The following is a 21020-nucleotide window of genomic DNA, read 5'->3' on the forward strand; positions in this document are numbered from 1 at the left end:
AGATAATTTATAGTTTAAAAAATATTTTTACTTTTTATCATTATTAACATTAAACTTCCCCACACTTCCCGAGTAAATCAAAATAGCTACGTTCCTGACGGAAGTAGATGAAAAGATAAGCGCCTTAAAGAAAAAGAAAAGCCTGTTAGAACAGTACAAAAAAGGCGTGATGCAACAAATTTTCGCCCAAGAATTGAGGTTTAAAGCAGATGATGGAAGCGATTATCCGGATTGGGAAGAGAAGAAGTTTTCAGAATACATAAAATTATATAGAGGTAGCTCTCCAAGACCAATTATCAAATTTACTACTAAAGAATCAAATGGTGTGAATTGGATAAAAATTGGTGATACTAAAAATTCTAAAAATTATTTAATTGAAAGTGTCGAAGAAAAAATCACTATTGAAGGTTCTAAAAAGTCTAGAAAAGTTTTTATAGGAGAACTTATTTTGGCAAACTCTATGAGTTTTGGAAAAACTTATTTATTAAATATTGAAGGTTGTATTTATGATGGATGGTTTGTTTTACGAGAATTTGAAAAATTCTACAATAAAGATTTCATACATCAATTACTAAATTCCGATTTTTTGCAAAAACAATATAAAACACTATCAGCAGGAGGTGTTGTTCAAAATATTAGTAGTGAGGTTGTTTACAGTACAATATTACTTAAACCCACCCTACCCGAACAAACCAAAATCGCGAATTTTCTATCGGCAATAGATCAAAAAATAAATCACTGTGGGTCACAACTAGAAAAAACACAGGATTGGAAAAAAGGCTTGTTGCAACAATTGTTTGTGTAATCGGTAAACGAAAGAGGTATTATTATAGAACGTTCCAAAACAATAACACCACCGCAACCCCGAAGGGGTGATATTATTATAGAGGGTGACATTATTATGGGCAAATATTTATAAATTACAGAAAGATACTTTTAGCTTATGGCACACCAATCAGAAGCAGCATTAGAAAACACCCTCATCCAGCAATTGCAGGGCTTGGGATATGTTGCTATAACACTAACAGATGGCGAAGCCTTGGTACACAACCTAAAAAGTCAATTGGAGCTTTTTAATCAAACCACCTTTAGCACCAAAGAGTTTGAAGCCGTGTTGAATCATTTGGCAAAAGGCACAGTGTTTGAAAAAGCCAAAAGCCTGCGCGATCGTTTTCAATTAACAAAAGAAGATGGCACCTCGTTTTATGTTCGTTTTTTTGATAGCGAACATACCGCGGCCAATAAATATCAAGTAAGCAACCAAATTAGTTTAGAAGGTTCGTACAAAAACCGTTTTGATGTAACCCTATTGGTGAATGGTTTGCCCTTGGTACAAATAGAACTCAAACGTTCGGGCATCGAAATCAAAGAAGCCTTTAACCAAATCAACCGTTACCAAAACCATTCGTTTTGGAGCACACACGGCTTGTTTCAGTACGTGCAATTGTTTGTTATTAGCAACGGCGCCAACACCAAATATTTGGCCAACAACAAACTGCAATCGGTTAAACAAACCTTCTTTTGGGCAGATGCCCAGAATAAAAACATCACCGAATTAAAAGCCTTTGCGGCAGCGTTTTTAAACCCCAGCCATTTGGGCAAAATGATTGCGCAGTATATCGTCATCAATGAAACCCACAAGGTGCTGATGGTGCTGCGCCCCTACCAATATTTTGCAACCGAAGCCATTATACAGCAAGTAAAGCAAACAAGCGACAACGCGTATATTTGGCACACCACCGGTTCGGGAAAAACATTAACTTCGTTCAAAGCCAGTCAGATTTTGATGCGCTTGCCCGAGGTACACAAAGTTGTTTTTGTAGTCGATCGTAAAGATTTAGACTATCAGACAATGAACGAATTCAACGCATTCAAAAAAGACAGCGTTGATGTAACCGACAATACCCAGTCTTTGGTAAAGCAATTAACCGACAATACCAAACTGGTTTTAACAACCATACAAAAATTAAACAATGCCGTTTCGGATCGCTTCAAACACAGCATAGAAGCCCTACGCCATCAGAAAATTGTATTCATATTTGACGAATGCCATCGTTCGCAATTTGGCGAAACCCACGATCGCATCACCAAGTTTTTTGATAACAGTCAGCTGATCGGTTTTACCGGCACACCCATATTTGCCGAAAATGCTTCTAAAAACGCATTCGGGAAACGCACCACCAAAGATTTATTTGGCAATTGTTTGCATAAATATGTAATCACCGATGCTATACGAGACGAAAACGTGTTGCGTTTTGGGATTGAATATGTGGGGAAATACAAAAATAAAAGTAAGTCCTTTATTGATATTGAAGTAGAAGAAATCGACACACAAGAAGTGTTGGATTCGCCCCAACGCATCGAAAAAATTGTCGACTACATCATCGCTTACCACGATCAGAAAACGTTCAACAAACAGTATTCCGCTTTGTTGACAGTAAGCAGTATCGACAATGCAGTGCAGTATTACGATCTTTTTCAACAGAAAAAAGAAGCAAAACTACACGACTTGCGCATTGCCACCATTTTTACTTTTGGTACCAACGAAGATTCAGAAGAAGCACAAGATTTCATACCTGCCGATGTTGAATATGACCTCGCAGCCGAGCCTGCTATCCCCTATGGCTCCAAGCACAGTCGGGATAAATTAGAAACCTATATTGGGCATTACAACCAAATGTATGACGGTAGTTTTACTACCAAAGATTCCAAACTGTTTGAATTCTATTTTAAAGACATCAGTCGCCGGTTGAAAGAGCGCGAGAAAGAAAACTTTAATGATGCCAAAGACCGCTTGGATATTGTGATTGTAGTAAATATGATGCTAACCGGTTTTGATGCAAAAAAAGTAAACACCTTGTACGTTGACAAAAACTTGAAGCAACACGGTTTGATTCAAGCCTATTCAAGAACCAACCGAATACTAGGCGAGCAGAAATCCCAAGGAAATATTTTAGCGTTTAGAAACCTTAAAAAGGCGACCGACGAAGCCATCACCTTGTTCTCCAACAAAGATGCGATAGACGTGGTAACCCTACCCGACTATGAAAAAATTGCCGAAAAACTGGATGAAGCCTTAACAGCCTTACGCGAAATTACCCCCACCCACCAAAGCGTAGATGATTTAGAAAGCGAAACCGCCGAAGCCTTGTTTGTACAAGCGTTTCGGAAATTATTGCGTGCAATGAATGTATTGCAATCCTACACCGATTTTGATTGGGCAGATATCGCGATCGACGAGCAAGAATTTGAAGATTATAAATCCAAATATTTAGACCTTCACGATAAAGTAAGCCGCGATACACAAAAACAAAAAACTTCCATCTTAGATGATATTGATTTTGAATTGGAGTTGATACACCGCGATCAAATCAATGTGGCGTACATCTTAAAATTAATTTCGAATCTGAAAGGCGCCCATACCTCAGAAGCCAAAGCCCAGCGTAAAGCCATTATTGACTTGTTGGGTGGCGATATTGTATTGAGAAGCAAAAGAGAATTGATTCAGAAATTCATTGACGAAAACCTACCCTACATAAAAGATGGCGACGCCATTGAAGAAGAGTTCGAGAAATTTTGGCAAGATCAAAAAGTGTTGGCCTTAGGCAAACTCTGCGAAGACGAACACTTAGACACCCTCCAATTCAAAGCTTTAATAGATGCGTACATCTACAGCGGCCGAGAACCCATCAAAGACGAGGTTTTACTGTGCTTAGACAACAGACCAAGCATCTTGCAAGCCAGAGTTATTGGTGATCGCATCATCGCTAAAATGAAGGAATTTGTAAATGTGTTCGAAATAGGCATGATGGCGTAGGTTATCGAGGCTCTTATAATAATGTCACCCTATAATAATATCACCCTCTATAATAATGTCACCCTCTATAATAATGTCACCCCTTCGGGGTTGCTCTGGTGTTATTGAATGGATATCGTTCCTATAATAATTCCACCCTCTATAATAATATCACCCCTTCGGGGTTGCGTTGGTGTATCGGTTTACGTTTTGCATTCTATAATAATACCACCTCTATAATAATGCTACCCTCTATAATAATGTCACCCCTTCGGGGTTGCGTTGGTGTATCGGTTTACGTTTTGCATTCTATAATGATACCACCTCTATAATAATGCTACCCTATAATAATGTCACCCTCTAATAATACCACCTCTATAATAATGTCATCCCTCTATAATAATATCACCTCTATAATAATATCACCTCTATAATAATATCACCTCTATAATAATGTCACCCCTTCGGGGTTGGTGTTAAACACCAACGGCAACATATTATAACAAACATACCATCACCCCAACCCCGAAGGGGTGACATTATTATAGGGGCATTATTATAGGGGCATTATTGTAGGCGTGGTATTATAGAGGTCTCTGATCATTTCGTTGACGTCAACAAAATGATCCAACGTAACTATACGTTAAAACCGAAGCAAGGCAATCTCATCGTTTCAAATAGATCACTTCTAACGAATAAAAATCTTACAAACCAATAATGACGAGGCTTTAGACCATTTTGCTGACGTCAACAAAATGGTCTGAATTGGTTCAGCTGCTGAACGAACACAAGATGACATATTGCTTACCCGTTCTGCTTAATATTTGATTACCTAAAACTAATTATCAGTCGTTCGAGATTTAAAATTAAAATTCAATTATTTCAATAATCCGTTCCTTTTTTAGGTTCAAAAATCGTAGCTTTACAAGATCTAAGGAATTATTTTTCAATCAAAAAAAACTAGCACACACAGTGAGCTTTTATTTATAATTGGACGTATCGTAATTTTTGCTATTCTATGGTTGCTAATTTTATTTATCATGTATTTATTTTTACAAATCTCCACAGGTAGGTAATTACTTATACAAAACCGTTGACTAAATTTTAGTACGATAATACCTTTTAAATACGACTGATTTTAAACAATACAACCCATGCAAACCAGCAAAAAATACACCAGCACAACCTTTTGCTTTCAAAGCAAATACGAACCTGAACAGATATGGGAATTATTAATAGACCCGATACGAAACAACGGTTTTAAAAAGAATCAATGTTATTACAATGAAATCGATTCGTCTTTTAAACTAGAAAAGAATCATTCTTGGAAAGAAATACATACAGGTGAAAGCTGCAAAGGAGACATCGTAAAAAATACAATCAAAAAAATAACACCCTATAGTTATTTTAAAACAGTACGCTACCAAGCAGGAATAAAAAATACATCAATCTATACATTGGAAAAAAATGCAGCAGGTACGCTTATTGCCGAGCAACAAAAGTTTGTGTTTAGCTTAAGAAACTTTTCCCTCTCAGCGATCATACTTTGGATCATGCTCGTTACAGGCTTATTAACCAAACTTGGATTTAAACCCGAAGAGGATTTGTTTTGGTATGAAAATATGGAAGATGCGATTGAAAAATCCTTATTGAAAACATAGATCGTGTTACAGATTATTTGTTTGTGTAAATAATATTCCAAAATAAAAACACAAAAAAAGTCTCGCTTCATCTGCGAGACTTTTTTTGTTAATCTTCCTTACTTCCGTCATCGGCCATACGCACCATTTTGGGTGTAAACTTCGCAACCACATCAACCAGTTCTGTCTGAGCAGCCATCACCTTATGGATGTCTTTATAGGCCATTGGGGCTTCGTCGAGACCTGCACCAATCAGGCTTACATTATTCTCTGCTAAGATCGCTTTCATTTCTAGCGGCGTAATATTCTGTATAGCCTTTGTTCTGCTCATCTGACGACCGGCACCATGCGACGCAGAATTGATTGCATGTTCCTCCCCTTTTCCGCGTACAAGAAAACCTGGTGCCGTCATAGAGCCTGGAATGATGCCCATAACGCCTTTACCTGCAGGTGTTGCACCTTTACGGTGTACAATTACCTCTTCGCCTTTCCAGATCTCTTTCCACGCAAAGTTGTGGTGGTTTTCTACTTTAGCCAATACGTTTCCGCCAATTGCTTGTACAAGCTTGTTGTGAATCACTTCATGACAAGCAGAAGCATAATCGCCCGCTAAGTTCATTGCAATCCAGTATTCTTGTCCGGCTTCGGAGTTTAAATCCAAGTAGGCAAGATTCTTAGCTTCAAACGGCAGGTTGCACAGCGACTTGGCCAATTGCGTATAATGACCCGCAATTGTAGCACCGAAGCCACGTGAACCGGAGTGTGTCAGCAAGGCGAGATATCTACCTTTCTCGATATTCAATGCTGCATCACGTGCATCAAACTCAATAATCCCCCATTCCACAAAATGGTTTCCACCACCGGAAGATCCCAATTGCGAATACGCTTTATCGTGCAGTTGTTTTATAAAAGGGGTTGCATTAAAGTCCGAGCTATCCAACACTGCATGATCTGCCTTGTATTGTCCGTGGAAGCCATGCCCCGCGCCAAACTTGGTATGTTTAATCAAGGCTGTTTTGTACATGTCTTCGTTCGCGTAGAAATGTGCCTCCGGAATATCAAACACCGTCAAGGCCATTCTACAACCGATGTCCACGCCTACGCCATAAGGAATGATTGCATTTTTAGTAGCAAGCACCCCTCCGATTGGTAAACCGTAACCCTGATGTGCATCGGGCATCAAGGCACCAGCAACGGTTACAGGCAATCGCATGGCCACGTCCATCTGTGCTTTCGCTCCATCTTCAATATGTTCTATTCCGAAAATAGCATAAACAACAGGCTGTTCGTTTAACGCGATTACTTCTTTTACTGGGGCATTGGCTTCTTCGATCATAGCCGTAGCTAATTTGCCAAATACCTTATTATCTAGATATGCTGCAGGATTTTCCAATATACGTTTATAATGCACCAGCATATCCTCGCGGTTATAGCCTGTTCTCTTTTTATTAATCTTTAAGGCTGCCCCTAAAATCGCTCCTTCTTTATACCCAATCTCGATTAGGTCGTTTCCGTTAATTTGAGTGCTCATTGTTTTTCTCATTTAATTTATAATACAAAGGAAAAGCACATGTGCGCAACATATCTGCGTAGTGAATTTATTTTTCAAAATTCTTGAAATAAATTTCCTTTCGCATGGTTATCAGTATGTATTCAGCACTTTTTGTGTCTGGCAAGTCTTGTATGTTTGAATGTTGAAATACCTGTTCGATGGATTGAATCAAGGTTTCTGCTTTCGCAAGGATTTCTTCGTACGACCATACCCCCTTCTTAATAGACAACAATTCTTCTCGGTTATCTACACGCACATTCAGAATACCTGCTGCAAAGATCTGCTCTGTAGTTTGTAGCAATCTTATGGTATGCATCATGTTCTTTGAATCGTAATTTTGTCCGTGCTGCATATTTGTATGATAACGTGCATCATTTCGCAGCTCCATCCAGTCCCAATATTCTTTATATTGTTTGCAATAGCTTGAATAGGATTCTTGATTGAAAAACAAGTAGGCAACAGATTTTTCTTCCTTAGTAATACTCGAAAGACATACTTCGTTTGCATCTTCTTTTCGCATAATCCCTTTATAAGATCCAAGAGACGTGTAGAACAATGCATATACCCCTTTTGAATGGGGTATAGCAACCAAACCACAATTTTCTTGTTTGTAATTTTCTGTTACGAGCCAATGATTCAATGGAATCGAATCATTGCCATTCAAAATAAAACAGAAATCCAGAATATTTTTTCGTTCTTTTGGAACGGGATTTACCATTTTCTTATTTAAACCACGCGCCTTTTTTATCTGCGTAATGGCATAATTTGCAAAGCTATCTTTGCAGAGTTTAGAAAGAAAATCGTTCAACTGAAGTTGCTCCATGATTGGATGTTTGTATAGAATACAATCCTCTGGCGATGCCAGCAACTCCAGTATATTCGGATTATTCTTCAAAAGCAGTTCAACAAACCGTCCCAATTCATAGAAAACAATATCATTGGTTTCATTACTTACTTGTGCTGTATACTCAAGCCCAAAGAAGTGATCTTCGGGAAGATAAAATACGCCTTTGATATCAGTATCCGAAGTCGGTGTTGCTAAACCAAATGACCTACTCCCACTCACTGCTTCAAACAAAATCAGGTTTTGTTCGCGCAACATGTCTATCGTTAATGCATTCATAGTTGTTTATTTTTTTACTTCCTCTACAAAAAATGCTTCCAGTGCTGCGTGCATATTTTTACCCGCACGTAGTTTCGGTGCATGTTCTTTATTGTATTGAATCAAGGTTGTAAGGTAATCTGAAACACGAACATCTTTAGGATGCAAATACATTTCATTCTGTTCCATTTTTACTTCCAGCAGCTGTGTGATTCTTTTCTGAATAGCTGCTGGCGCCAAAGGCAAAAGCTCTGCAAAGGCCACAGGAGGAATTTCATTGTATACAACAATCCACTTTGCAGCCAGTGCAGCACGCAAGGCATAGAAATAACTCTTGAGTTTTACGTTTTCTTGCTGACAAGCTTCCACAAAATTTAGGCTTGTGCTAAGGTAATGATGCGCGGTAGCTACCGGAGAAAAACATTCTTTCGCTAAGAATTGCATCTGATTCAAAAACACATCATTTTGCAGATATACGTCTTTAGAAAAGAGCCATTCAAGCAACGAACCGTTTGACTTAGCAAGTAGTTTCAAAGTTTTTGCAAGATCCCATCCCGAACCATCTAGATCTTCGCTGGTCATAAATTCAATCACATCTGGTTTATCCCACAAATTTAAATAATGATCCGTAGGATGTTTGTATATAAATCGTATATCAAAATCACTATCCGGAGATGCAAAGCCCCAAGCCCTACTTCCTGATTCCACTGCATGCAGAACGATTACCTGTTGTTCGTGTTCTGTTTGCCTTAGCTTTTGTATAATTAAATCATTCATTTCTATAAATATTTAATACCCTATAAGCTAAATAAAATATGGCATATATTCTACTTGCTTATAGGGTGTTGCAACTATTTTATATTATCTCTTCTACTCTAATCTACCAGCAACTGTGTTACAGCAGCAGTATTCATTGCCCATGCAGCATCGTATACTTCATCTGCCTGTAAGATATCATCGACAAGAGTCAATCCTTGAGCTTCTGCTTTTACAGACAACAAGGCGCCTATGTTGAATCTGCTTTTCAGTTTTTTCAGCAAAGCCTGTACACCTTTGTAATCTAAGTTCTGAATAACTTGTCCGCCGAAGGTCATTTCCAACCAGATGATTTCATTCGCTTCTACATCCAGCACACCAAACACAAGCCCTTTGGCTGCGTTTTGTACAATACGTACTTCGTGCTGTACACAAGACGGATCATAGGCCACACCTGTTCTTTCAGAAATCTGCATCGGATGTTTGCTGTTCATCCAGCCTACAACCAAGTTGGGCGTAATCGTGCCGTTGCTGTATGCATTGCAGGTAAACGTTACATACTTCGCATTCTTTTGTTTCAATTCAGTCGTATTGATGTCGATATATTCAGCCGTACCAATTTTATCCGGAATGCTTCTGATGTCACCGCTATGCTTACAAGCTGTTGCTACTAAATTGCTATAGGAACAAATCTCAAGACGTTCTTCATACGCAATCATACAGCTCAAGTCCATATCCAAATGTTGCGTCGCTAGGCCTTTACCCCATTGCATATACAAACGAACGGTATTACCTTCTACTGGAAAACGTGTTCCCATCAATGCAACCGGTACATCCTGCAAGGTGTCACTTCGTACACCAATGGAAAGAGGCATATTGAATAAGAGCGGATCAATGTACATGGTTTTGCTATCGGTCTTTACCGTTGCAAAACGATTTCTCATCACAGCAATACACAAATCTTCGATCAGCACTTTCATTCCTTCTAGCTGCTGCGCATCATACATCGCAATCAATTGATTCGGCCCAATGCGCTTGGTTGTTCCGCCCAATGTTTTAATGCTACGTGTGGCATCTGCATCGAAATAATCGTTGGCATACATGTTCAATGTCAGTAGCAAACGTGCAGGCACTTTATCGGCTACTTCTTTAAATGCCGCAACTGTTTTTTCTGCACCAAACCACAGCATGTTTGCAAACAAGGAACGTGCAAACAATCCCGGTCTTTGCTTCAGCAAGGTAAATGTGTGCTCCGCATCTACACGTAGTCGGTAGCGGTTTACTTCCCCTTGCCATACGGTGTATGTCTGGTTGTAGAATACATCCAACAATGTTGCCAGTTTCTCAAATCCTTTTCGCTTGCTGTACTCCGCCAATCGCAAGGCGCGAATCATGCGTACCCACATGCCTCTTTTGGGATGCATGATCTCGCAGCATGTTTCAACATTCAGTTCAAGATTATTCAACCACGAAGCAACTGTTGCAGATTCACTTCTGCTGTATTTTAATTTCAATGCAGCCGCAGCATCTAGCTTTACCTTTGCGCCTGCATCTAATCCGATATTCAAATTCGTATGATTCTTAAGGGCTTTTTTAAGGATGGTTTTAGGCTCTACAATCTGCATAAAACCTGTATGCTTAAACCATAGGTAACGCAAAATATCGGCAGGTGTCTGAAAATACATCTGTGCTTTGGCGCCTTCTTTTACTGCCATCATCTGATCCACAACCAGCATGATTGTTTCTTTCATTTTGATTTCGACAACGGGTAAGGGCAACACATGCAGCAGTATTTTCAGGCTATCTACCTGTGTTGCATCTAGGGCGGTTTTCGATTTCAACAGATCTTCGTAGTAGGCTATCAACTCTTTTGTTGTCCACAAGTCCATTACGTTCAGCTTGCTACCTTGATTCATGTTTTCGATCTTCCCAAACGTAAAGGGTGTTCCGCAAAACGGACAGCCGTTATATCTTTCCAATGGAAATGTATCGTTCGGTATGGTATGTCCACAGGCTAATGTTGTACCGGTTTTAGATTTGAATACTGTAGCCCAGAGCGTAAGGATATGATCCAGCACCGTCTCATCTGTAGGAACATCCCAGCCTTTTACCAGCGGAGTCCAGTTCTTCTCAACACCTGCTAGCGTTTTTAAATAGTCCAGTATTTCCAGTTTATATACAGGACTTACACCATTTAAGGCATGCAGTAAGGGTTCCGAAAATGCAAAACCAAGCTGGGCAGCATTCGCCACTAAAGTTGCCGTTGTATCGGTCATGCCGATGGATGTGTTTACCACAATTGCATCCGCAACAAAAATTGCCTGCTGACGCACACTTACTTTTAGTAATTCCGTTTTCATTTTTTTTAATTTTAAATTCAGATAATTGTGTTTCTAGTTTTAAACAAGTTTGAAATAAGAAACACGTGACCTTATTTTATACCGGTAATTTTCAGACTACATAAAGGCAGGATTCGAACCTGCAGGTGCCAATTGAAATAAGTCTGAATGGACCGTTAGTGTGGAACAAGCCGGGATTGAACCGACGCACACGGATTTTCAGTCCGCTGCTCTACCAACTGAGCTATTGTTCCAGATAAACTGGTAATGGTGGACGTTTTTTTCATAAAGAGTGGAGCTCAGAAATAACGTACATTTGACCAGCATTGTGAGGCAGGCCGGATTCGAACCGGCGACCCAGATAACCAATGATGAAGTATGTATTACTTGACGCGGATAATTTTCAGACGATGCCGGATTTGAACCAGCTTGTTCCGAAGAACGTCGACCCGATTTGAAGTACGTCTGAATGGACCTGCGGTAATTGCAACACATTTTCTTGCTCTAACCACTGAGCTACTGCCTCATGTATTTTAATAAGCGGTAATGGCACACGTGTACGTTTTGGAATGTTAGAAGTAACGTTTGCTTGACCGCTTGTTTCAAAGAACTTATTTTGTTGCTTTTGATAAAACAAAATTGCAGGACAAGCATGCAGCCGAACTGCGCAGTAAAAATTATTTTCAATAAAATATATAAAAGACTACTGTTCAGTAAAATAATTTTCATTCTATTGCACGTATTACTATATCTGCGCAGATGTATTGCGTAGACAACAGATAGTTTTACCTTTACAATCAAACACGCTTGTTATGTCTGCCAATAAACTTGCTTTAATCCGCTATAAATCCATCGACGAATGTTTGAAAAACAGATTCCGTAAATGGACACTGGACGATTTGATTGAACACGTATCCAATGCGCTCTACGAATACGAAGGCATTGAAAGCGGTGTATCCAAGCGCACCATTCAGGCAGACATTCAGCTAATGCGCAGCGACAAGATTGGCTACAACGCGCCTATTGTTGTACAGGACAAGAAATACTATACCTACGAAGACGCAGCATACAGCATTTCCAATACGCCCATCAACAATGCGGATGTTGAAAAAATGAAAGAAGTAGTGGGTGTATTAAAGCATTTAAACGGCTTCAGTTATTTTGATGAGATGAGTGACCTCATCACCCGACTTGAAAACAATTTAAACAAGTCAACCAAGCAAAGTAAGAACTGCATACAATTCGAAACCAATAAATTATTGAAAGGGATTCAGCACATCAATCCTTTGTACCAGGCAATACTACACGAACGCGCCTTACTAATCGAATACAAATCGTTTAAGGCAAACGAAGCGAGTCAGCAGATCTATTATCCCTACCTGTTAAAAGAATACCGCAACCGATGGTTTCTGATCTGCAAGCCGAAGAAAAAACCACAGCTAATGACACTTGCGCTGGACAGAATCCTCGAGTTTCAGGAACTGTCCAATGAAAGGTTTGCAGAACATACGGGCGTAAATTTCGAACGCTACTTTGATGATCTAGTTGGTGTCACCAAATCTGAAAAAGACCGTCCCAGCAAGGTTATTTTACATGTAGACACCTACAATGCACCTTATGTATTGACGAAACCCATCCATCCTTCACAAGCGCTATTAAAGCAAGATGAAACGGGCATTCTGATCCGAATAGATGTGGTATTGAATTTTGAATTGGAACGCGAAATTCTTGGCTTCGGTGAAAGCATAAAAGTTATGAGTCCGAAAAAACTTTCGGGCAGCATCAAAAGAAGATTGAATAAAGCTGTGAAAAAATATTCGGAAGAAGTGTGAATGAATCAAGCCCAGAAAGGTGTTTTAAAATAGTTGTTAAATGTTTTGTCTAGGGCAATTATAGTAAGCTTTTCAAGAAAATGATTAATATAAGCTGGTGCATCAACAACAGGAAAGATCGGTAAAAGCAGGTCTCAGAACATTTCGTTGACGTCAACGAAATGTTCTGAGACCAATTAGGTACAAATGCTAAAGAAAACAATACTATATGTACGCAATATGTTTGCTATCGCATCAAAAAAATACAACGTATCAATCATTTGAGGACTTAAACCTTAATACAATTATTTTATTTATCAATTCTTTTTTAGTTTCAAAACATGTACCTTTAGACCAGCTAAAGGATTATTTTTCAACCAACAAAATTTTTAACACAAAACACCGCTATGGAAAAAGAGACAATCACCAAATTAAACAAACTATTTGAAGAATACGCATACGAGGAAGACGGCATCGATTATTGGCTCGCTCGGGAATTGCAAGAACTATTAGGTTATACCGATTGGCGTAATTTTAACAATGCCATTAACAAAGCAAAAGAAAGCTGCGAAACCACTAATGAAGCGGTCTCTGATCATTTCGTTGACGTCAACAAAATGATCGATTTAGGCAAAGGTGGCCAACGTGAAGTTGACGATATAATGCTCACCCGTTATGGTTGTTACTTGATCGCACAAAACGGAGATCCAAAGAAAGAACAAATTGCTTTTGCGCAAAGTTACTTTGCAATTCAAACACGTAAGCAGGAATTATTAGAAGAACGCATCCAATTGATGGAACGTTTACAGGCACGCCAAAAATTAGCTGCTACAGAAACGGAATTATCTAAAAACATTTTTGAACGTGGCGTAGATATGAAAGGCTTTGCCAATATTCGAAGCAAAGGCGATGGGGCTTTATTTGGTGGCTACAACACCACGGACATGAAACGTAAGTTGGGGATTAAAGAAAACAGGCCACTAGCAGATTTTTTACCCACGATTACCATTACAGCGAAACAATTGGCTACTGAAATCACCAATTTTAATGTAAAGAAAAATGAACTTAAAGGGGAAAGTAAAATTACCAAAGAACACATCAAAAACAATTCTGAAATTAGGAATCTGTTAGGCAAGAGTGGCATCAAACCAGAAGAATTACCCGCAGAAGAAGATATCAAGAAATTAGAACGCCGCGTAAAAAACGGAGAAAAAGAAATTACCAAGAAGAATTTAAAGGAGAAAAAATAGTTTGACTGCGAAATTAATGTTATAATTTATTTAAACAACTCACATAAAAATAACGATGCGTACAATCTTTTTCATCCCCCTATTTTTATTGTTTCTACTTGGTTGCGAAAAGAAAGCTGTTCAACAACAGGAAGTCACGCAAACTCAAATACCCGAAACTGCTGCAAGCACAGAATTGATTGAGGAAGTAGAACCGAAAATAATAATTCCTACCATCATTCGTAATGACACACTTGCTCCTTTTATACCTATAGGATACAACATCAACGAAGTAACTTATGGTGATTTAAACAAAGATGAATTAACGGATTGTATAATCACCATTAAAAAGGTTGATGCAGCGAATGTGATCGTTAACGATTATAATTGGACAGTAGATCGAAATCGTCGGGGAATCATCGTGCTTTTTAAACAAGCAGAAGGATATACCTTGGCAAGTAAAAACTACGATTGCTTTTCTTCGGAAAATGAAGATGGCGGCGTTTACTTCGCGCCTGAATTGTGGATGGAATCAAAAAACAATAATATAAGGATTCATTTCTCGCATGGTAGATATGGCTATTGGACGTATACTTTTCGATTTAATGGATTTGATTTTGAATTAATTGGCTATGATGCAAGTGATAATAGAGGTCCGGTAGTGAATAGAGAAGTGAGTATTAATTTCCTTAGTAAAAAGAAATTAGTACGAGTGAATATCAACCAACAAGCAGAAAGTGGAGAAGAAGTGTTTGAGGAAAAGTGGGAAGAGATACAACCAGCTGAAACCATTTTGCTTTCTGAGGTTGTGGATTTTGATGTAATAGATGCTGATCAAAGAGAATGATAAAATCTGTTCTTAACCTGTTTTACTATCTTCAAAGTACAACTGTATTAAAATCGAGAATATTTTGGTTTAAAACAGGAAAAGACTCACATATCTTCGTGCGTCTTTTCCTGTTTATAAACTCTTACTAATTGTTGTTTTTTATTGATAAGTACAAGCCGAATGCTTGCGCTAGTATACTTTTACTTTGTACTCCATAATAAGTACTTTATACCTACTATTTCTGACCACTGAAAACTTTAAAACTACTGCCCACTAACTTCTATCTTCTTCGTACGAAGTTTCATCAATGCTATAACTTCATCGCCAGAAGCATATTGGTTGTTAATGTTTACAAAATGATACTCCAGTTTATCATAGCGTTTTCTCATAAGATAAATGAATACTTCTAAGAAACCGATCCCATCAAATACAATGGAGTTGTTGGTGTTGTACTTTGGCAAATTATCTAAAAAATGATTTGGGTGTTCTGTCCAGTGCATGGTTGGTTTAACGTGGTGACTGATGTGGTAGCCATCGTTCCAACATTTTTTATTGTATTTAGTATTGATACAAGTAATACTATTTTTATAATGATTACCCGGATCAGCTGCATCTATGAATGAGTGTTGTGTCCAGTTGCCAAGCATCATAATAAAACGCGATATTATGAGTGGTAAAATAAATACAACAAGAGTAGCCGGCCAGTTTAGAAAACATAAGCCTACACACATAATAAAATACAATACTTCACCACGGATTATTTTAACCATTAATTTTTCACGATTTTTTCTACTGAAATACATAGAAACATCAAGCAACCCGCGATACATAAACGAACCAAAATATTTCAAGAAATCTCGAAAGCTATCGCGCTGATAGGCCATAGTACTGCTTTCATCTTCTTCCAGATTGTTTTCGATGTGGTGCATCCCAATATGGTGACTGAAATAAGTTTCTGGAGTTTGTCCGAAGAACAAACCTACAAACCAAGGTAAAACAAGGTTGAGTTTATCGTATTTAAATTTATACAATTTAATGTGGCAGGTGCAATGCAACATAAGTCCGAAGGGACCTTTAAAATACAGATTATTTAAAAAGAAATATACCGTTGCAACTGTCCACCAAAGCCACGTGGGCACACCAGGCACATATAAGAAAATCCCCAAGGGAATCATCGTTAAAAGGATGGTTACAGTAAGTTTTACAAAAGGCAAATCACGTTCATCCCGTATAAGACTGATGTAAAATCGTTCAATAAAATTGTATTGTTCTTTTTTTGAATAAAAAGAATCTTGAATACTTGAAAATGCTTTCATAAAATATTTTTCAACCTAATATAAATCAACGATTTAAAAAGAATTATATATATAAATGATAATGTATTGCCTTTTTTAGCACCACTAAATGTAAATCAAACAAACAGGTATCTTATCAATTATAATGTAATACAACATCAAATTTACTAAAAAAATGGAGTATCAAGCCAAAAAACTATACAACTGATACCATTTTTTTTCAATAATCACCTTAGTGAGGAATTTCCAAATCACGAAATGAAGATTTAAAATTACTTTAGAGACAATCAATTGTTGTTTTCAAAGTCTTAAGGGACATTTTATCAGGATTTCCCAACATAGTATTAATAAAATTATTTTAGACGTTTAGTGTATGCAACCTGATTCGATTTGCAAATTATGCTGATTCAAAATAGCAAAGTCAGAAATACATCTATCTTTTTTTCTGGTACAAGAAATTCAATATAAAGACAATTCACATAAATGAAATAAGCCAAGAGAACGTTATGTTCTAGTGGCTTATTTCCCTAGCTGGTTATGTTTTAAAAAGATTTTTAATAGTAGTACATACAATTTCTATTGAAAAGAAATAAAACTAATTATAATTATAAAATGCAACACATTGAACTACTTTCATGTTAGTAGTAAACCATAAAAGTTTTCACGTGAGAGCAACTGGTTGAAATGAGAGGATGATAAGTTTACAGATTATCATCCTATATTTGTTCGTATACAAGAAAAGAAAAACGATTCTGTAGTATTGTTTGAAATTACTAAGCTGGCAAAGTAACGGTTGCTTGTCTCGAGCACCATTTGCAAGGTACATATACTCATAATCGGCAAAACCTGTTAGAAATAATGTTATTGAATTTCTTTTCCTTGTATACTATATCTTAAATCAATTTAAATCAAAAGCCTTTTGCTTTTGAATAATACAAATGTACATGGATTAAACAGCAAACTATTGTACGATTTTAGACAATAGTTGTATAATTACGAGTACGTATATTTTTTGAAACAAACCCTAACCCTCATAAAAAAACCAGCTGATGGAATTCCTTCAACTGGTTTTTTTTTTATTAAATATTAACTCAATGTCGTTTAGTTAAGGGGGCTATTGTTGGTGTTTCCGCCAACGCTACTTTATTTTAATGCACAAATAAAACGCGGTGCACCAACAATTAGTCACTCAGTTGTTGGTGCACCGCGTTGTTATTAATCATTATCATTGATTTGATCTGGCGGAAACACCAACAACAGCTAGCCTGTGTAGTTAATTTGCTTAACTAAACGACATTAAATATTAACTTATGCTTTTTGATGCGCAGCCATTAAATTAATTGAAGCCTCTGCAACTTCAGTAAGCTTTTTATCAGCCCCTTTTTCTTCATTCAATGTCAAACCCAAAATCTTCTTAGCTTCACCCAATCCAAGTGTTTTAGAGAATTGGCATAGAGTACCATAGGAGGCTATTTCATAATGTTCCACTTTTTGTCCTGCAGAAATAATACCTGCATCTCTCATGGCACCTTTATCACAATCTTTCATTATTTCAGAAGCTTCTTCTATCAAACCTGCCATCGCTTCACATTTTTTAGCAGCAGGTTTCTTACCTAACAATCCAAAAACATTTTCTAATCTTGTAACATGAACAAGAGTTTCTTGTAAGTGAGATTCCAAAGCCGTTTTCAAGTCTGGAGATGTAGCATTTTTAACCATTTTGGGAATTGCTTTAGTCAGCGCTTTTTCAGCCCAATATATATCTTTTAGTTCATCCTCGAATAACTTCATTAATTGAGACTCTTGAATAGAGGAACTATCTATTTTATTTTTTGAAGTTTTTTTAGCAGCCTTTTTAGATGTAACTTTTGTAGTAGGAGATTTCTTAGCCATAATGTAACTCGTTTATATATATAGTATTTATTTCTTTCTTAATTTGAATACAACAAATAATATTAAAACAATAAATAATACAGATATGAAAATACCAACATTCACTCCTGCATTAAATATGCCTCCTACTACACTACATGAGTTTAATAATAAACAGGATAATAAAATGATGAAGTAATTTATCGTTAATTTCATAAATGTATTATTTAAAGTAATATTGGTTTATTTTTAATTGATGTATGCGAATTAAAATTAATGTTGTACGTCTTGAACATGATATTTTTTCCAATTATTTTGGAAGTAAGCTTCATCTTCATCATTGCGAGGATGAACTCCTACAACTACATTTCCTTTTTTAATTCCATCTTCATAAATGCGTGCACGTTCTTCAGGAATACCTGCCCCTACTAATGCACCAATAATACCACCTGTAACACCACCAGCACCTGCACCTGCTAAACCAGCAGCAAGAGGACCAGCAATTACTAAACCTAATCCTGGAATTACTAAACTAGTTCCAATAGCAGCAATGACGCCTGCAATAGCTCCTACAGTGCCACCAATTGCAGATCCCTTACCCAAACCTTCTGCGGCTTTAGTTCCGATTTCTGTATCGGTGTCTGCATACTGTTTTTTACGCGTGTCTTCAGACATTAATAAATGTATGTCTTCTTTTGAATACCCTCTTTCATGTAAATTATTGTAAGCAGATTCTGTGCTTTCACGATCAGAAAACATTCCCGTTAATAATTTACGATTTGATTTGTTGGAATTGTTTGTGTTTTGAGTTTCCATAATTTGTTAGCTTTAAGTTGAAATAATTTATATTTCAAAAATAAAGCATTGAAATTATCTAGGCTTACATATAATTAAAAAAATATTATAAAATTTCAATTTGTAAAATAAAAATAAATTAAACTCACATACCAGGGGGCATGGTGTCTTTATAAAATTTCTTTATTACAACTGGTGTATTGAATCGGTAGCCAATATCTAGTTTTATATAGTTGTAAACGCTTTTATATGCATAACTATTAAATGCAGCGTTACGTCCATCTACGTCATAATGTAAGGCTGCAAAAAATCGTTTCGCATTATAGCCAATGGAAATAGATCCATCCAATACCCACTGAAGACTCGTCTCCTTTTTAATTATATCATCCTTTCCATTCTCTAATTTATTTACATATAAATTCAAGGGAGAAAAGATAGATATAGATGCATATAAGTGTTTCTTAAAAACAAGGTTAGCGCCTACACCGGGCGATACCTTAATATTATAGCCTACAATTTTAGTAACATTATTAAACTCTGTAAAATATGGTCGTTGGGGAACACTTAATAAATTCGTGTCACCAAAAAATTGCTGATTGTAAACTCCTACTTTCATTAGAAATCCAGCTCGACTTTTAATCTGTCCTTCTGTATTGTCCATGGTAGCTAAATAGGAATACTTTTTCCAACTGAAATTATATATACCTTCTACCAGATATTCTTTAATTGTAATATCAGGTCTAGAAACATAGGAAGATTGCAATGGATTAATGGAATTAAAATCATTTACATCTGTCATTCCTTTAATTTTCATAAATTTAAAGGTAAGTATGTAAATGGGAGTTTTGTATTTTATAGTAGCTGTTCTGTAACGCGTTGAAATTAAATTTGGAGGATCACCAATAGGTGGAATCAAGCTTAAGGCAAAGCCTGCTGTAACGTGTCTATAACTAAAGGAAAAACCTGTTATGGTCTTAATATTGGTTTGAAATCTAGAAGAAGCTTGTGAAAAACCTACGGGCTGAAAATTAGCATAGACTTTAGGTATCAAAATTTGTGTACCAACAATCATCTGATTCCTTGGAAATACTTTTATGTAATTGGAATCTGAAGGTTTGTAGGTTATTTTTATATTTGGAAAGTATTTGGCATAAAACTTTTTGGGGTGTAGAAAAACATTTTCATGCTTCTCTTTTTTTTCTTGTGCGTTAACACCTAATCCAATGGATAAAAAAATAAGACAATAAATAGTCTTAATAAATAACCGTTTCCCAATACGCATACGAACTATAAATTGTTCAATAGATAAATATTAATTAATAAGATTATGCTTTATCATTCATTGAACGTATTAAGCCCATACCCGAAAGAAAGAACACGAAACCCAATACACCATATACAATCATAGGCTTAACCGGACTGCCAGTTCCAGAAAAAAGTACAGCTGTATAAATCAAGAAGCCAATCCCTAATAATGTCAATACTGCGCCAAAAATTCTTTTAATGTTCATATTCATGTATTTTATTATAATTATGATACAAATATCTAAATTATAAACGTATGAACACTACACCTTATGAGCAAATCCTTACATAATTCACATAACAATCTAATAAGAATGACAACAAAGCCTTTTTATTCTAAAATCTGAATTATTAGTTATTAAGCAACATGATGGAAAAGGCTACCATAACATATAAACCCAGGCTTATGCATGTAAAATTCACAATCTTCTCCAGAATATTTTTTTTCTTTCTAGTCTTCATAATTTTTATTTTATATTATAAAGTTCAATAAAAATGAATCAGAAGATATTATAGAGATTTCAATTATTCTTATAAGATTTCCATATAATTAAAATGCATTTAAATCAAATGTGTTGTAAGCAAAACGTGCTTTACCCTACCCATAGTAGAACAAAGCACGCCTTATAAATTAATTATTAAAGTCACTAGCGTTGCGTCTAAGTTAGTAAAAGTTCTTTGAAAGCCTTTTAAATAGTG

15 protein-coding genes and 1 tRNA gene are annotated in these 21020 nt (G+C 36.7%); 6 read left to right on the plus strand and 10 right to left on the minus strand.

Annotated elements, in window-relative coordinates:
* The first annotated feature begins 169 nt into the window (after positions 1–169).
* The 3 genes from Q0543_RS03795 to Q0543_RS03805 all read left to right on the plus strand — a co-directional run bounded on the left by Q0543_RS03795 (position 170) and on the right by Q0543_RS03805 (position 5457).
* Positions 170–805 (plus strand): restriction endonuclease subunit S, encoded by a 636-nt coding sequence (locus Q0543_RS03795; RefSeq protein WP_299249342.1) that lies wholly within the window; start codon positions 170–172, stop codon positions 803–805.
* 138 nt (positions 806–943) lie between these two features.
* On the plus strand, positions 944–3817 hold the full coding sequence (locus Q0543_RS03800) for a type I restriction endonuclease subunit R (RefSeq protein WP_299249345.1): 2874 nt from the start codon (positions 944–946) through the stop codon (positions 3815–3817).
* A 1133-nt stretch (positions 3818–4950) separates the two neighbouring features.
* Positions 4951–5457, plus strand: a complete 507-nt coding sequence (locus Q0543_RS03805) for a hypothetical protein (RefSeq protein ID WP_299249350.1) — start codon at positions 4951–4953, stop codon at positions 5455–5457.
* An 88-nt stretch (positions 5458–5545) separates the two neighbouring features.
* On the opposite strand, the gene Q0543_RS03810 is transcribed toward Q0543_RS03805, so the two are convergent.
* From Q0543_RS03810 to Q0543_RS03830, 5 genes are all read right to left on the minus strand, one after another.
* Positions 5546–6967, minus strand: a complete 1422-nt coding sequence (locus Q0543_RS03810) for an RtcB family protein (protein ID WP_299249352.1) — start codon at positions 6965–6967, stop codon at positions 5546–5548.
* 67 nt (positions 6968–7034) lie between these two features.
* Positions 7035–8111 (minus strand): nucleotidyltransferase domain-containing protein, encoded by a 1077-nt coding sequence (locus Q0543_RS03815; RefSeq protein ID WP_299249355.1) that lies wholly within the window; start codon positions 8109–8111, stop codon positions 7035–7037.
* A 6-nt stretch (positions 8112–8117) separates the two neighbouring features.
* Positions 8118–8867: a nucleotidyltransferase domain-containing protein gene (locus Q0543_RS03820; protein ID WP_299249358.1), complete on the minus strand. Its 750-nt coding sequence runs from the start codon at positions 8865–8867 to the stop codon at positions 8118–8120.
* A gap of 98 nt (positions 8868–8965) precedes the next feature.
* Positions 8966–11206, minus strand: a complete 2241-nt coding sequence (locus Q0543_RS03825; protein ID WP_299249361.1) for a hypothetical protein — start codon at positions 11204–11206, stop codon at positions 8966–8968.
* A 161-nt stretch (positions 11207–11367) separates the two neighbouring features.
* A tRNA-Phe gene (locus Q0543_RS03830) sits at positions 11368–11439 on the minus strand.
* 558 nt (positions 11440–11997) lie between these two features.
* Between Q0543_RS03830 and Q0543_RS03835 the strand changes: the two genes are divergently transcribed.
* The 3 genes from Q0543_RS03835 to Q0543_RS03845 all read left to right on the plus strand — a co-directional run bounded on the left by Q0543_RS03835 (position 11998) and on the right by Q0543_RS03845 (position 15072).
* Positions 11998–13017 carry a WYL domain-containing protein gene (locus Q0543_RS03835; RefSeq protein WP_299249363.1) on the plus strand — a complete coding sequence of 340 codons (1020 nt, stop codon included), beginning with the start codon at positions 11998–12000 and terminating at the stop codon, positions 13015–13017.
* Between the two features lie 386 nt (positions 13018–13403).
* A complete protein-coding gene (gene dinD, locus Q0543_RS03840; protein WP_299249366.1) occupies positions 13404–14246 on the plus strand; it encodes a DNA damage-inducible protein D in 843 nt (280 codons plus the stop codon).
* Positions 14247–14301: 55 nt separating this feature from the next.
* Complete coding sequence (locus tag Q0543_RS03845; RefSeq protein WP_299249369.1) at positions 14302–15072, plus strand: hypothetical protein; 771 nt, start codon at positions 14302–14304, stop codon at positions 15070–15072.
* A gap of 245 nt (positions 15073–15317) precedes the next feature.
* On the opposite strand, the gene Q0543_RS03850 is transcribed toward Q0543_RS03845, so the two are convergent.
* The 5 genes from Q0543_RS03850 to Q0543_RS03870 all read right to left on the minus strand — a co-directional run bounded on the left by Q0543_RS03850 (position 15318) and on the right by Q0543_RS03870 (position 20527).
* Positions 15318–16370 carry a fatty acid desaturase gene (locus Q0543_RS03850; protein WP_299249372.1) on the minus strand — a complete coding sequence of 351 codons (1053 nt, stop codon included), beginning with the start codon at positions 16368–16370 and terminating at the stop codon, positions 15318–15320.
* A gap of 1287 nt (positions 16371–17657) precedes the next feature.
* Positions 17658–18242: a ferritin-like domain-containing protein gene (locus Q0543_RS03855; protein WP_299249375.1), complete on the minus strand. Its 585-nt coding sequence runs from the start codon at positions 18240–18242 to the stop codon at positions 17658–17660.
* A 252-nt stretch (positions 18243–18494) separates the two neighbouring features.
* Positions 18495–19037, minus strand: coding sequence for a hypothetical protein (locus Q0543_RS03860; protein WP_299249378.1), 543 nt, complete (start codon positions 19035–19037; stop codon positions 18495–18497).
* A gap of 124 nt (positions 19038–19161) precedes the next feature.
* Positions 19162–20298, minus strand: a complete 1137-nt coding sequence (locus Q0543_RS03865) for a DUF4421 domain-containing protein (RefSeq protein WP_299249380.1) — start codon at positions 20296–20298, stop codon at positions 19162–19164.
* A gap of 43 nt (positions 20299–20341) precedes the next feature.
* The gene (locus Q0543_RS03870) at positions 20342–20527 is read right to left on the minus strand and encodes a hypothetical protein (RefSeq protein WP_299249383.1); all 186 of its coding nucleotides are present in this window, start codon (positions 20525–20527) and stop codon (positions 20342–20344) included.
* Positions 20528–21020 lie beyond the last annotated feature (493 nt).

Origin of the sequence: uncultured Cytophaga sp., from assembly GCF_937863595.1 — a bacterium.
GTDB lineage: Bacteria > Bacteroidota > Bacteroidia > Cytophagales > Cytophagaceae > Cytophaga.